Raw genomic sequence first — 14835 nt, forward strand, 5'->3', positions numbered from 1 at the left:
TCGGCTCTGCCGTTCAGAGGCACCTAATTCATAGATTCTTCGTCATTCTGTTTTCGATTGGCGCACAGATTTTACCACGCGCGACTCCAAGCTTTTCCATCAATTCCGCACCTTTCGTGGGGGTATCTTTCAGTGCCGCTGAGAAATATTCACGCGAACCCTTCGGGACGTTGGCTGCCACCCGCGACACCGCGTCCTTCGATAATAAATGCGTTTTCCTTTGCCTCACTCAGAAAATGCGGGCTGCTAGCGGACCACCGACACATCTCTTTTTCGTTGCGCATCCCTGACAAGGGCAGCAAGCCGATAGAAACCGTGCGCCATTTTTGTGTAAGGCGTAAGAAGGAAGAACGCGAGGACCGACCCCAGATGGACGGCAAGCAGCGCAGGCATTACTGCGGATGAACCGAAAGCGTAAAGAACAAGCCCGCTCAACGCTACAAACCCAAGCAGTAATATAAATCCGATTTCTCCGCCCCAAGCTGAAACATCGCCGAGATTGCGGTCTGACTTCTGTTTCAGCCGGACCATCATGTAGCAGCCAACAGTGAGCAAAACGCCCCCTGTGACTCCAAACAGCTTCGGCAATGACCAGAACCCGTAAGGTGCGTGCAGATCGAACCCGTAATGCATGATCGTCGCCACCGAAGTCGAAGCAAAACACAGCAGAAACCCGTACATTATCGCATGATGCACGTGGCGGCGGGCCTGGCTAAAACGGTCTTCGTCCTCGAAATTGCAACCCTCCCCGTGGCCAGCAGCCAGGTCCTGCATTTTGGCCGTTCGACTTAGCGCGGCTTTCAAGTCGCCCAGTTGGATCGGCTGGCCTCCAACTGCGTGCCAATAGCGCCGCAAGCTGATGCCAATGCTGAACAAAGGCAGAAGGAATGCCGGAGCAAAAATCACTACCATCGCGTTGTGAGAGAGGACAGAGTAGAAGCCTTCGCCTCCGGTCGAGCCGATCGCGCGAATGGCCCAAAAAATAAGCGCGAAGCCAACGACCAGAGCCAGAGCGATCGCCCCACCATGGCTATGGAAGCAGCGCGCCAGAGGTTGCGGCCAGGCGAAGCTTTCCCAACTGTCGCGCCGGACCTCGGCCAGAGCCTTCGGCAGGTTGAGGTCGAACTCATGCGGCGCCGTATATTGGCAGGCATAGTAACATCCTCTGCAGTTATGGCAGAGATTGGCCAATTGCGTGATATCGCCGTCCGAGAATGCGCGTTCAGCGTGAAGCGACGGAAAGACCGAGCAGTAGCCTTCGCAATACCGGCAGGCATTGCAGATCTCAGCCTGACGGCGGGCTTCCTGTATCAGTTCAGTTCGCATAAGAAGCGGCCTCTCGTCCTGCAATGCGTCCGAAGACGGTTCCGATGGTCATGCCGAACCCGGCCAGATAACCCTGCCCCAAAATCGACCCAGCCATGGTTTCGCCTGCCGCCCAGAGGTTCTGGATTTTGCCGTTTGCCATTGAACATTGCGCAGATTCATCCACCTTGAGCCCCAGATAGGTGAAGGTCACACCGGTGCGCAGTGAGTAGCCATAGTAAGGAGGTTCGGTGATCGGGCGCGCCCAATTGGTTTTGGGTGGGGTCAGGCCGGTAGTTGAAACTCCGTCCAATTCTGTTGGATGAAAGCCACTTGTGTCACCGCAGGCGGCATTGAATTCTGCGACGGTCGTGGTCAGCTTATCGGCGGGCAGGCCCATCGCTTTGGCCAGTTCCTCGAGCGTGTCCGCCTTTAACGGCGGAAAAACCGACGGCATGAACAGATTCAGCGATTTGGCATCAATGATCACATAGCCCACCTGATCCGGCTGGGCTGCGACTAGGCGACCCCAGATCGCGTAACGCTTTGGCCAGACGTCCTCGCCCTCGTCATAGAACCGCTCGGCATCTTTGTTGACAACAATTGAGAATGGAACGCAGTCCAGACGGGTGACGATGCCGCCATCGAATTTCGGAGCACGCCCGTCGACGGCAACGGCGTGGCATTGGGTCGGGTCTCCAACGCTCTCAACGCCTTGATCCAGAAGATCGGCCAGCACGACACCCCGGTTATAGGGCGTGCCCCGGATCAGGAAGTTGCGTGCCGCAGGTCCCCACGCACGCGTCAGCCAATCGGTGTCAGCCTGAAAGCCGCCCGAAGCGACGATGACCGCTTTGGGCGTTATGCGATGGGATTGGCCTTCGCAGGTGAAGTCTACCCATTCAATCCGGTCTCCGTTCAATTCAAGATGCGTGACGGCGGCTTCGTACAGGACTTCGACGCCCAGCTTCGCTGCTGTCCGGTAATAGGCATTTACCAGCGATTTACCGCCGCCCATAAAGAACGCATTCGTCCGCGCCAGCGATAGCGTCCCCGACAAAGAGGGCTGGAACCGAACCCCGTGCTCCTCCATCCAGGGAAGACATTCCTCAGACGTGCGAATTGCGAGGCGCGCCAGATCTTTGTCGGTTTTGCCCCCGGTAACCTTGAGCAGATCTGACAGGTATTCGTCTTCGCTGTATTCCTCGACCAGCGGGCCTGAGGGGCTGGAATGCATACAGCGGAAGTTTCGGGTGTGGCGAGAGTTTCCGCCACGATAGGGTTTGGGCGCCGCTTCGAGGATAAGAACGCGCGCGCCTGCTTCGGCGGCGGTCATCGCAGCGCACAGGGCGGCGTTACCTCCGCCAATCACAGCGATATCGTAGGCTTCCTTTTGGGTGGCCATGTGGTTTCCGCCTATTGAGTTTGGTCCGTTGTTCGGTCGCGCTCCTGCAAGGCGCGAATGCGCATGCGTTGTGCTGCGTGGATATGAGCGCGCATCTCTTTCTCAGCCGCCGCGCCATCCCGGGCTTTCAAGGCGGCCATGATAAGGCGGTGTTCGGCTACTGCGGCCTCGGCTCGGTCGCCGTCCAGCAATTGCGACGGACCCAGGATCAGCAACGCCTTTTGTAAAGACAACATGGATTTAGCCAGAAACCGGTTTTTGGCCGCATCCAGAAGCGTCGCATGGAAAATCCGATTGATCCGCGCGGCCTCCGGACCGGTGCCTGCCTCGGCCAGCCGGTCATTCAGCACATCCAGCTCATCCAGTTCGACATCGGACGCCGCCCTTGCCGCCAGACGGGCCGCAGTTCCCTCGAGCACAGCGCGCATCTCATAGAGCTCCATCACTTCGGCGTAATCCAGGCTGCGTACCGTCGCGCCTTGACGGGGGATATGTGTTACCAAGCCATCCGCTTCCAGCTGTCGGATCGCTTCGCGCACAGGCGTGCGGCTAACTCCCAACCTCTCGGACAACTCTATTTCGCGCAGGCGTTCGCCGGGCGGCAGGCTACCTTCGCGAATCTCATCCAGCAGGCGCTGATAGGCGGAATTGCCTTGTGGGCCAGGCTGTAACGGGTCGTCCTGCAGGGTCATCACGCGCTCACTTGTGTTATTGCGTCCACTTGTATACATTTGGATACACACTAAGTCAACCGCACCGGAATCTACATTTTGTCCACCCAGATCAACGCACCCTCCTCAGCGAAAAAACGTGCAGTGACCTTCGCGCTTGCAGTGTTGGGCACCGGAGCATTCTGGTTAATGAATTTGCCCCTGCCCTTCCTGTTCGGCCCAATGAGCGCCTGTCTGATTGCAGCCCTGGCGCATGCGCCGATGGAGGGATTCGGGCAGGTCTCGGTGGCGGCGCGCACTATCCTGGGCGTTGCCGTGGGAGCATCGATCACTCCGGCCCTGTTTGCCGAATTGCCGAAAATGGCCGCGTCGATTGCGCTGGTGCCGTTCTTTATCCTGCTGATCGCACTGGTCGGAGTGCCATTCTTCCGCAAGGTTTGGGGCTTCGATACTACAACCGCTTTTTATGCGGCCATGCCCGGCGGGTTGCAGGACATGATCATCTTCGGATCCGAGGCGGGTGCCAATCCGCGCACGTTGTCGCTGATCCACGGCACACGCGTGCTGATCATAGTGACGTTAGCCCCGCTATTTCTGACTGTTTTCTATGGCGCTGAACTGACCAACCCAATCGGTGAACCCGCACACGCCCTGCCGGTTCACGAACTGGTCCTGATGGTGTTGGCCGCCTTTATCGGCTGGAAGGGCGGCGAGCGCTTCGGTCTCTTCGGCGCGTCGATCCTGGGACCGATGATCCTGACAGCTGCTTTGTCACTCGGGGACTTCATCCATACCCGCCCCCCGCGCGAGGCCATCCTGGCCGCGCAATTCTTCATCGGTTGCGGAATCGGAGTGAAGTTTGTCGGTGTCACCTGGGTGGAATTGCGCAAGGTCGTGGCGGCGGGTTGCGCCTATGTGGTTGTTCTGGCCGTGTTGGCTGCGGCCTTCACTGCTGTTGTCACCACGTTAGGGCTTGGCAAGCCGGTCGAGGCGTTTCTGGCCTTCGCGCCCGGCGGGCAGGCCGAGATGACAGTTCTGGCCATCGTTTCAGGCGCGGACCTGGGCTTTGTGATCACTCACCATCTGACAAGGATTGTGCTGGTGATCATCGGCGCGCCCATCGCCGCCAATCTTATTCTACGGTGGTCCAAACCTCGGGGTTGATCATGTGGATCGGCGCACCGTCAGCGTACGCATTTACCTGATCGAAGATATCGGCAAATTGCAGGTCGAACTCATCCTCGGTCACAAAACCAATATGCGGCGTCGCGATCAGGTTGGGATGTGCCAGCAAAGGATCGGTCGCGTCAGTCAGTGGCTCGGAATCGAATACATCAATCGCGGCTTTGCCGGGGCGACCGGCGTTGAGCGCTTCAAGCAAAGCGCCCGGAGCAATCAGCCCGGCCCGTGAAGTGTTCACGAAGATCGCCCCGGGCTGCATCTGCGCAAAATCCGATGCGGTAATGATCGCACGCGTGTCCGGTTTCAGGCGCACATGGATCGAAACAACATCACTATCGGCAAAAAACGCCTCGCGGCTCGGCGCGACCCTAGCGCCATCCGCTTGCGCACGCGACCGACCTTCATCGGACGACCACCAAACGACTTTCATTCCGAACGCCTCGGCATAACCCGCAACCGCACGCGCGATACGGCCGTAACCATAGAGCCCCAATTGACGACCGCGTAGCGTCTTGCCTACCCCTGCCTGCCAGTGCCCTGCCTTGACCGAGGCCATCTGAGCGGGCAAATCCCGCATCCCAGCCATGATCAGCGCCCATGTGAGTTCCGCCGCAGCATAAGACGGCGTGCCGCTATGCATATTCGAACACAGTAAAACACCCTGATCTGTACAGGCCGGCACATCAACATGGGGATAGACGCTGCGCTGGCTGATCAGCTGCAAATTCGGCAACTTTTCCAGCAAGGCGTGAGTGACTTTGGTCCGCTCTCGGAACAGCACCAGCACTTGAGCCTCCTGCAAACGCTTGGCCAAGATGTCAAGATCCTCGACATGATCCGTCCACACCGTCACTTCATGACCGTTGAGCCTCTCAAAACATGGCAGACCACGCAGCGTTTCGAACCAATCGTCCAGAATGTGTACTTTCATCGGCTTGCTATACTCTGCCCGGTGGTCAGTTTTCTGGGTGTCGGCACAAAATGCTGCACGTCAAGTGCTGCCAGCGCATTTCGGACGCGTTCGCTTTGGTCCAACAGATGATTAAATTGCTCGTCGCATCCCGCGATTGGCGTGGGGTATTCGGCCATATCCCGCCGCAAGGCAGCTTGCGCCAACCGGAGCTCCTGACGCGCGATATCGAGGCATTCCGAGTAGTCGTCCATCATAACCTCTCCTATTTGTATACAAAGGTATACCAACTTGAAGGTGCCCAATCAACTCCCTTTCCACACGGATTGTGGAACGTAAACATGGCCGTCTGCCAACTTGCGCGCGGTACGAACCAAGCCTGCTGCGTTTACAGTGAACCCATTCTCAGTGGTGAAATCCACCAATACGTCGATCGTGCCCGAGGCATGTTCCAATATGACTTCAGCCGGGCTTGTCGTCGGGCGATCCAGCAAACCGTCCACGACCGTGCCGGGCGTCAAAGCGCAGGACGCCATGCACTGCGCACCGGTAACCGCCATGGTCGGGTGGGTCTTCCACGGCATAAAATACCGCACCGCAAGCGTTCCGCCCGCTTTGGCAGGAGCTACAAGGCCGAATTTGGGGGTCACGGATTTGGACACATCCCCCATCCCCATCCGTTCCCCGGCTTCGATCCGAACGGCTTCCATCCGGTCAAAAAAGGCGCGGTTGGCGTCGAGATCCTCGGCTTTTTCATAACCCGTCAGTCCGAAGTCGGCGGCGCAGGCAATGGCCATTGGCATAGCGACGTCCATGCAAGTCAGTTCGATCCCCTGTACTGTGTCACGCAGGTTGCCGGTGGGCAGGAATGCACCGGTTGCTGACCCAACCACCCCCATGAAACTCAGCTGCACCGGTGCAGATTGGCCGGGCACCCCGGCAATGCCTGTATCACCCTCATAGGTCAGCCTTCCCCCGGGTGTCTGAATCCGGGCCACTACACGGGCCCCGGTGTTGACCGCCCGGATACGGATTTCGGTTTCATCGCCTTGGGGCTCAAACAACCCCATTTCGATTGCAGCGGGGGCGACACCTGACAGGATGTTGCCGCAAGTTGGTTTGAAGTCGACCAACTTATCCTCGACCGCAACCTGCGCGAAGAAATAGTCGATATCGGCCCAGTCATCCTCGCTGACCGACAGCATCGCGACCTTGGTCGTGACCGCCGCGCCACCGCCGATACCATCAATGTTCAGCGACTGCCCGGCCCCGAGGGCAGCGATCAGCACTTTGGTCAAAGTGTCCAGATCCTCGGGCAAATCCGAGCGGCGGAAATACGGGCCCCGAGAGGTTCCGCCCCGCATGAATACATATGGGATTGCTGTTTGGGTCATCGGGTCCCCCCTGGCCAAGACTGAGTGGTGTTTCTCCTGCCCGGCCCGGTACACAGGCCGAGCGATGTCATCGGGCTGCTCATTTCAATGGCCAGGGCAAGCTGACAATGTCCTGCAACAGTCCAGGTGGGAAATCGCGGTTCAGAGCACCCGCCATCAGGCACATAAAGCCGATACCGCAGGCGGTCAGGATCAGCGCCATCTGCCAGCTGGCCCCCGCCCGAATGCGGAAAAACGCGATCAGGAAACCCAGCAATGCAAGGATGAACCCCACCACCCATGTCGCCGCGATGAGACCGGCGAACCACGCCAGCGTGGACCACAAACCATGGGGGGCACTGGCGTCCTCACCCGCAATTTCCTTGTCTGCAAAGATCGCGTCGCCCTCGGGCCGCCGCATCATCTGGATCAGCAGGATCACGCAGCAGAACAAAGAGATGCAGCCGATCACCAGGGGGATGATTTTGTCGGTCATGTTGTAGTCAGGGATCATGTTAGCATTGACCAAAGCCACGATCAGATAGGCCATGATCACCAGTAGAAAGACCAATGGCGCACGCTTTGTACCTGCCTGGACCTCACCCTCGGCCATGATCATCTTGGCTTGCCGGATGCCCAGAATAACCGAGGCAACCGTGACGACGATCAAGACAATGACGATGGGGCTGAAGACATATTCCATCCCTTCGCCAAAGCTCTTTCGGAAACGGAACGATGCAATCTGGAAGGCCTGATTGGTGAACTTTTCAACCGGGTTCGACAGAACAAAGCCGATCAGGAAAGCCGGGCGCGACCAGTCGAACCGTCGCAGGAAGATGCCGATCAAACCAATCACAAACAAGGCCAGCAGGTCTTCGAAGTTCTGACCGGATTGGAAGGCTGCAAAGCTGATCAACATGAACAGGAACGGCGCCAGATAGGTAAAGCGGATCGTGGTCAGCTTGGCGATCCCGCCCGAGGCCGCGATGCACAGGATGGTGCCCACCACGTTGGCCAGCGCCAACAGCCAGACGATCGAATAGGTGATGTCGAGATTTTCCTGAAGCATGCTCGGACCGACTTCGATATCCCCCGACCCCAGCAACGCAACCGCACCAATGAAGATTGCCATCGAGCCCGAGCCTGGAATTCCGAACAGAAGCGTCGGCACCAGACCGCCGCCTTCCTTAGCGTTGTTCGAGCTTTCCGGGCCGATGACCCCGCGCACTTCGCCTTTGCCGAAATTACTTTTGTCCTTGGTGGTTTGAACCGAATGACCATAAGCGATCCAGTCAACGACCGAACCGCCGAGGCCCGGAATGACGCCGACGACGACCCCGATGATCGAACAGCGGACCGACAGCCAGATATTCGCAAACCAGTCTTTGACGCCGTCCAGCCATCCAGCACCTATCGAGGCGCCTTTCGCAATCGACCGATCCTGCCGCAGCAGCGAGACGATTTCGGGCACCGCAAAAATACCCAAACCGACAATGACAAGTTTCAAGCCATCGGTAAGATAGGGAATGTCATAGGTCGCCATCCGAAGCGATCCACCGGCATCGGCCTCGCCAATTGTGCCGACCATCAGGCCTAATCCAGCGGCAGCGACGCCCTTCAGTGGGATGCGTCCTGCCAAAATGGCGACCATCGACAGGCCAAGAATGGTGATCATCAGCATCTCGGGCAGTCCAAAGGCCAGAACGATTGGGCGCGCGATCAGAATGAACATTGTCAGAAAGGTCGCGCCGACCAGCCCTCCGAACAGGGACGAGGAAAAGGCCGCCGACAGCGCCCGCGCGGCCTCGCCCTTTTTGGCCATGGGGAAGCCATCCAGCACTGTGGCCTGCGATGCCGAACTGCCGGGGATGCCCATCAGGACCGATGCGAAAGTGTCAGAGGTCGGAACCACCGCCACCATCCCGATCATCAGGGCCAGACCCAGGATCGGGTCCATGCCGAACATGAAAGGGAGCAAGAGCGACAGGCCAGCAATTCCTCCAAGCCCCGGGAAAACACCCACGGCCAGCCCCATAACGACGCCGAGCACGAGATAGCCCAGAACGATGGGTTGCAGGATCAGACCCCACGCATCACCAAGCGCAGGTAGAGCGGTGGCGAAAACCTCCATAGCGGCCGCCTTTCATAAATTGTCTTGTATGTAGAAAAGCGCGCGCCCTTCGTTGGGCGCGCGACGACGTGTCGGCTTAGTTCAACTCGACACCATAGGCTTCCTTCAGCCAGTTCAGGACATATTGCTTGGCATTGTCATCCACATTGGTCGCGGTTTGCAGCGCAGCTTTTGAGCCGTCGCCGACGAACACCGGATACTTGCCTACGCGTTTGGACGAAATATCTGCAAAGTCACCACGCTCGGTTACAGCTTGGAACGCCGCAGTGTAGGCATCGACGACCTCTTGTGGCGTGTCACCGGGCAGGAAGGCCAGTTTCTGAACCGGGAAGCCCGCCACGAAGAAGGCTTTCCATGCGTCCCATGCTTCACCGCTGGTTTCACAGCCATCGGTCGCCTCGCAGACCTCTTTGAAAGTCGGGATATCCGGGAAAGTCGGATCGCGCACGATGTTGCCGTCTGCATCCAAGGCACCCCATGTCATCATCGGCACGGCCTGACCAGCCTCGACCAGCGGCGCCGAACCGCCCAGATAGCCCGAGGAGGTTTGATAATCGATGTTGGCCTCTCCACGTTCGAACATCAGGCGTCCGTCTCCACGGCCTTTGATGCCAAAGACAGGCTCAACATTCATACCCAACATCTGCCACGCCAGCAGCGGGACCAGATCCAGCCGGGTCGCGCCCTGCGAGCCGTAGATGAAGTTGGTGTCTTTCAGCGCGTTTGCGGAGCCATCAAACTTTGCGCCATCCTCAGCGTTCAGATAGGCGACGCCACCGGTTCCCGATGCCATAACCGGAATCCAGTCGTTATATTCATAACGCACGCGCGGATCGTTCAGCAGATACGGGAATTGAGTTGAACCCGAGGTGCCGAACAGCAGCGTACCGTCATCATGGCTTTGCTCCTGAAACCAGTTCGCACCCTTGGTCGAACCCGCGCCCGGCATAAATTTCACCACCACGGTCGGTTGACCCGGCAGCGCCTCGGACAGAAGCGGCGCAAAGAAGTTGGCCCATTTGGCAGACCCGCCGGTTTCCGAGAACGGGATGACCCATTCAATGGTCTTGCCCGAGAAATCGACCTCGGCTGCGGCGGGTGCTGCGATACCGGCGGCGGCGATCAGCCCCACGACGGCGCGACGGGTGAAGTTGGAAATGGCCATTGGTTCCTCCCTGTTGACCAGACAACCACGTCGGCGCCCTTGGCACCACAGTGATTGCAAATAGAACTGTGGGGTTGATTCCCCCTCCCATCTGGCAATCATGGAGCGCCAACCTTGCGCGAAACTTGCAGGAGCCCGAATGCGGATCGTCATCGTCGAGGATAATGAGACCCTCGCCAACGCCATTGCCTATCGCCTGCGGGATCGGGGCCATGCTGCTGATGTACTGACAGACGGCGATGCAGCCGATCTGTATCTAGAGCAGGAAGGCGCGGACCTGATCGTTCTGGACATCAACCTTCCGGGTCGGTCAGGGCTTGAAATCTTGCGGTCGTTGCGCAATCGGGGTGACAGCGCCCCGGTTATTCTGCTGACCGCGCGCACCGAGACCAGTGACCGAGTGTCTGGTCTGGATATGGGCGCTGACGACTACCTGGTCAAACCTTTCGAGATGGACGAGCTCGAGGCGCGCATCCGCGCCCTGTCTCGTCGCAAGCAACTGGATTACGGCTCGCAAGAGACCATCGGAGAACTGGAATTTGACCGCACCGCGCGGCAGGTCAGCGTAAAGGGACAGGTGCTTGACGTGCCACGCCGAGAAATGGCTGTGCTTGAATGCCTGCTGGAACGGCGCGGCAGAATTGTCCCCAAGGGCCAGCTGACTGACTATGTCTACGGCGTTGGTGCGGATGTCGAAGACTCTGCCGTTGAACCTCATGTATCGCGATTGCGCAAACGCCTTCAGAACCTTGGTATTAGGATCAAGACAGCCCGCGGTCTTGGGTATCTGCTTGAGGTGCAGAAGTGATCAGGCATGGTTCGCTCCGGCTTAGGCTGTTCATTCTGATCCTGACGCCCTTGGTGTTGCTCGCGATCCTGCTTGGATATTGGCGCTACACGGTTGCCCGGGAAACGGCGCAAGAGCTTTTTGACGACAGCCTGTTATCTGCTGGTCTGGCGATCTCGCGCGATGTGGCGGTGTCAGACGGCGATGCTTTATCGCCCACCACCCGCAGCTTAATCCGCGATGCATCGGGGGGAGAGATTTTTTACCACGTGACCGGACCCGGCGGTATCTACGTGACCGGTTACGCATATCCACCTGCATCGGCAAACCCGACAGAACAGGACGTTTACCAACCCCAGTTTTTCGAAGCGGTCTATCGTAACGAGCCGGTGCGCGTATTGAAAATGACCGAACGGGTCACACTGGATAACCTGGTAGGAGATGCGACGGTCACCGCATGGCAACGCATCGCGGATCGCAACGCGTTTGCCAACGAATTGTCGATCCGAGCAGCTATACTGATGGGCATCCTAATGGCCACCCTTGGCTTTGTCGTCTGGTTCGGCGTTGCGCGCGGCCTACGACCGTTGCTGGACTTGCAGGACGCCATTGACCTGCGTTCGCCCGACGACCTCAGCAAGATAAAACGCCCGGTCCCGACCGAAGTCCGTGGCATTGTTCAGACCCTGAACCGGCTGTTCGGGCAGGTCGAAGACAATATAAACGCCCATCAAGTGTTTATCTCAGAAGCCGCGCATCAACTGCGAAATCCAGCAGCCGCAGTCCAGTCCATGGCCGAGGCGCTGCGAGATGCAAAAACGGATGAAGACAGGGACAAACGCATTGTCGAGCTTGTGGCAGCAGCAAAGAACTCGGCCACTGTGGCGGAACAGCTGTTATCACTGGAACGGCTGCGGCAACCTACGCATCAGGATCAGATGGAAAAGATTGATTTCCGCTTGGTCGTGGAAGAGGCTTGTGCAGAGATGGGCGTACACATTCTGGCAAATGGGATCGATTTTGAGGTCACGATGCCTGAGTCTGCAATCATGGTAACAGGGGATCGGGTATTTTTGACTGAGGCCATCAAAAACCTGCTGGACAATGCAGTTAAACATGGTGGCGCTAAGTTGAGCCGAATATCAATTGTGCTGCTCTGTGACGGAGGAAATGTCAAACTTACTGTGGCCGATGACGGAACTGGTCTTTCACCCGCCCAAAGCGAAGCAGCATTCAGTCGGTTTTCGCAGCTAGAGTACTCGGAAGGCAGCGGCCTTGGATTGTCAATTGTCTCAGCGGTGGCAAAACGCCATGGAGGAGTGGTTGCAATCAACCAAGTGGAAAAAGGAGCGAGCGTTACATTGGAGCTTCCCATAGCCCTTTAAGTCGTTTCCAGCTTTTGGGAGGCCGAAACCCTTTAAAATCAAAGGGTATTCTTTGCAGCTGCAGCGAACTGGTGCTTCGTTGCGCATTGCGGTTGTTGCCGGACTATGTTCTGAACGGCTGGCCTCGCAACCGTCGGCTAATTTTCCGCGTCATAACAAACCGCCAACGTCGATAAAACCGATGTTGGGTCAAGCGATCTATGGTTGAGTTGTGGCCGTTCGGTGGAGCGCGTACGAGAGACTGCCTAGCGGAACAAAGCAAGCGCTCTTCTGAGACGCCTGTGTTCTGCTTTCCGACATAAAGCCGTTCCTGACGACCACTTGAGTCTCACACCCGTTTATTTCATGTATTTCCCCCGGCAGTGCAGATCAATGATGTCGCTTAGGCTGTTCAACGACCACATATAACGCCAGCAAGGTGTTTGATCCTGTACCAGTTGGCCCAACTTATCGAATGTTGTCCGCGATGCGGATACCTGCAAATCTATCTATGTTGCCAGCCGGAGCCATTCATTGCCTTTGAGATACGCTGATATCTATCCGTCAGAACCGCTGTTGAACAGCGATGCGATGCAGCGCCCTTCGGCGGCGGGTTTGATGTCAGTGCGGTATTTTCGGGCCGAACCTGATCGGATGCCCGAGGAAGTTTTTGCAGAACATCATGTCCTTCTGAACCTTCAGGAAAATGGGCATCGTGGTCAAAACTGGCGAGATGGGACACTGCGTGATTTCACCTTTCGCAAGGACGAAGTCATCGTGACCCCGGCAGGCATGCGGTCAGGTTGGCGGTGGTACGGACAGTCTGACGTGATCGTGATCACCTTGCATCCGGACAAAGTCCAGCGCTTTGCACAGTCGGAACTCGGTATGCTGTTGGCGCCGGAGCAGTTTCACGACCAGCCGCAGTTTTACGACCCTGACCTATGTGCTGCAGGCGTCATTTTGCGCGATGCGCTGGCAACGGACGATATGTCATCTGCGGTAATGTTCGAAGCCATGAGCCGGGTATTTCTGGTCAAGCTGCTGCAGAAATACGGCAAACGCCGCGCTGAAGAGGTCGAGCTGTCCGCGCGCTTTACCTCTCAGCACTATCAACGGGTGCTGGCCTACGTTCAGGACCGTTTGGATCAGACGATCACCGTCGATCAGATGGCGTCCGAGGCGGGCATGAGCCCCTCGCATTTCGCGCGGGTTTTCAAGGAGACGCTGGGCTCGACTCCCATGCAATATGTCATGGCCTACCGGGTCGAGCAGGCGATGAAGATGATGGAAGACCCGGCGCGCCCTCTGGGGGATATCGCCATGGCCTGTGGGTTCTCAGATCAGGCGCATTTCACGCACAGTTTCAAACAGGTAGTAGGGCAGACCCCCCGCGCATTTCGTGCGGCAAATGCTGTCTGAAGCAGAATCTTTCAAAAACGCGGCAGTCCGGTACAAGTATGCCTGCCGTCGACAGCGTATCTCAGGTGTCATCGGGCTTGTGCCCATCCAGAAAGACTTTGGGAGATATCGCTATGAACACCCTCGCTTTGAACACCGCCGCAGCACTTATGGCGTCGACGGCCGCCGTCGCGCAGGTTGAAACCCGCACCGTCACATTCGAGAACGAAGGCGCCACCCTGTCCGGCACGCTGTACCTGCCGGAAGAGCGCGGATCTGAACCGCTGCCGACGGTCGTCGTGACCGGGGCCTGGACCTCGGTTCAGGAACAGATGCCCGCCAACTATGCCCGCGAGATGGCCGAGCGCGGCTTTGCTGCCTTCACCTTTGATTTCCGCGGTTGGGGCAAATCGGGCGATCTGCCGAAGAACGTGCGCTTCATCGAAAGCCCCGAGGCCAAGACATCGGACATCAAAGCTGCCCTCGCATTCGTCGCGACCCTGCCCGAAGTGGACGCCGATCACATCAACGGCCTGTGGATCTGCGCTTCGGCTGGCTACATGGTCGATGCGGTTTCCGGCAACCCGCTGGTTCAGCGGCTGGGCTTGGTTGCACCATGGTTGCAGAATGAAGAGATCGTCGAGGCGGTTTATGGCGGCGCAGACGGTGTTGCTGTGCTGATCGAGGTGTCCCACGCTGCCGAGGCCGCAGGGGGTCAGATCATTCCTGCCGCAGGCCCCGAAGGTGCCGAGGGCGTGCTGATGCCAATCGGCGGGTACTATTACGAGGCTGACCGTGGCGCGATCCCGGAATATGACAACAAGTGGAACAATGCGGGCTTGGAGGGCTGGCTGACCTATCACCCCGCCGACAATCCGCAGCGTTTGGACAAGCCACTGGCCATTGTGCACTCGGAAAGCGCGGCGATCCCACAAGGCGTACAGACCTTTCTTGCCGGTTTCGCAGGCGATGCGACCGCGCAATGGCTGGAGGATGTCACGCAGTTCGATTTCTACGACAACCCCGAGGATGTCACCCGCGCGGCCGATACCGTCGCTGACCACTTCCGCGCCGGTTCGAGCAACTAAGCCCTGTCTGGACACCGAGCAGTCGTTCGGCGTCCACCCTCATCTATTCGGAG

At 58.0% G+C, this 14835-nt stretch carries 13 protein-coding genes; 5 read left to right on the plus strand and 8 right to left on the minus strand.

Annotation, left to right across the window (positions count from 1 at the left end):
- Positions 1–246: 246 nt before the first annotated feature.
- The 3 genes from tcuB to GOW56_RS18405 are packed head-to-tail and all read right to left on the minus strand — an operon-like array spanning position 247 to position 3402.
- Positions 247–1326, minus strand: coding sequence for a tricarballylate utilization 4Fe-4S protein TcuB (gene tcuB / locus GOW56_RS18395; RefSeq protein ID WP_171206794.1), 1080 nt, complete (start codon positions 1324–1326; stop codon positions 247–249).
- Positions 1316–2710, minus strand: coding sequence for an FAD-dependent tricarballylate dehydrogenase TcuA (gene tcuA, locus GOW56_RS18400; protein WP_171206795.1), 1395 nt, complete (start codon positions 2708–2710; stop codon positions 1316–1318). Before tcuA ends, tcuB begins: the two co-directional genes overlap by 11 nt.
- Before the next feature lie 11 nt (positions 2711–2721).
- Positions 2722–3402, minus strand: coding sequence for a GntR family transcriptional regulator (locus GOW56_RS18405; protein WP_171206796.1), 681 nt, complete (start codon positions 3400–3402; stop codon positions 2722–2724).
- A 168-nt stretch (positions 3403–3570) separates the two neighbouring features.
- On the opposite strand from GOW56_RS18405, the gene GOW56_RS18410 reads away from it, so the two are divergent.
- Positions 3571–4545, plus strand: a complete 975-nt coding sequence (locus tag GOW56_RS18410; RefSeq protein ID WP_254447255.1) for an AbrB family transcriptional regulator — start codon at positions 3571–3573, stop codon at positions 4543–4545.
- Here GOW56_RS18410 and GOW56_RS18415 read toward each other — a convergent pair.
- The 5 genes from GOW56_RS18415 to GOW56_RS18435 form a co-directional block, all read right to left on the minus strand.
- Entirely contained in the window at positions 4514–5494 is a 981-nt protein-coding gene (locus GOW56_RS18415; RefSeq protein ID WP_171206797.1) for a D-2-hydroxyacid dehydrogenase family protein, read from the minus strand. The two genes, GOW56_RS18410 and GOW56_RS18415, sit on opposite strands and share 32 nt — an antisense overlap.
- Positions 5491–5727 carry a hypothetical protein gene (locus tag GOW56_RS18420; protein WP_171206798.1) on the minus strand — a complete coding sequence of 79 codons (237 nt, stop codon included), beginning with the start codon at positions 5725–5727 and terminating at the stop codon, positions 5491–5493. Before GOW56_RS18420 ends, GOW56_RS18415 begins: the two co-directional genes overlap by 4 nt.
- Positions 5728–5778: 51 nt before the next feature.
- A complete protein-coding gene (locus GOW56_RS18425; RefSeq protein ID WP_171206799.1) occupies positions 5779–6867 on the minus strand; it encodes a 4-oxalomesaconate tautomerase in 1089 nt (362 codons plus the stop codon).
- A gap of 79 nt (positions 6868–6946) precedes the next feature.
- A complete protein-coding gene (locus GOW56_RS18430) occupies positions 6947–8977 on the minus strand; it encodes a tripartite tricarboxylate transporter permease (protein ID WP_171206800.1) in 2031 nt (676 codons plus the stop codon).
- A gap of 76 nt (positions 8978–9053) precedes the next feature.
- Positions 9054–10142 carry a tricarboxylate transporter gene (locus tag GOW56_RS18435; protein ID WP_171118945.1) on the minus strand — a complete coding sequence of 363 codons (1089 nt, stop codon included), beginning with the start codon at positions 10140–10142 and terminating at the stop codon, positions 9054–9056.
- Positions 10143–10281: 139 nt separating this feature from the next.
- Here GOW56_RS18435 and GOW56_RS18440 point away from each other — a divergent pair, with 139 nt between their 5' ends.
- The 4 genes from GOW56_RS18440 to GOW56_RS18455 all read left to right on the plus strand — a co-directional run bounded on the left by GOW56_RS18440 (position 10282) and on the right by GOW56_RS18455 (position 14782).
- On the plus strand, positions 10282–10950 hold the full coding sequence (locus GOW56_RS18440) for a response regulator transcription factor (RefSeq protein WP_171118947.1): 669 nt from the start codon (positions 10282–10284) through the stop codon (positions 10948–10950).
- Positions 10951–11003: 53 nt separating this feature from the next.
- Positions 11004–12314, plus strand: coding sequence for a sensor histidine kinase (locus tag GOW56_RS18445; RefSeq protein ID WP_371807920.1), 1311 nt, complete (start codon positions 11004–11006; stop codon positions 12312–12314).
- 513 nt (positions 12315–12827) lie between these two features.
- The gene (locus GOW56_RS18450; protein WP_171206801.1) at positions 12828–13715 is read left to right on the plus strand and encodes an AraC family transcriptional regulator; all 888 of its coding nucleotides are present in this window, start codon (positions 12828–12830) and stop codon (positions 13713–13715) included.
- Between the two features lie 113 nt (positions 13716–13828).
- Entirely contained in the window at positions 13829–14782 is a 954-nt protein-coding gene (locus GOW56_RS18455; protein WP_171169045.1) for an alpha/beta hydrolase, read from the plus strand.
- Positions 14783–14835: the final 53 nt, after the last annotated feature.

Origin of the sequence: Ruegeria sp. HKCCA0235A, from assembly GCF_013033235.1 — a bacterium.
In the GTDB taxonomy this organism is placed as follows: domain Bacteria; phylum Pseudomonadota; class Alphaproteobacteria; order Rhodobacterales; family Rhodobacteraceae; genus Ruegeria.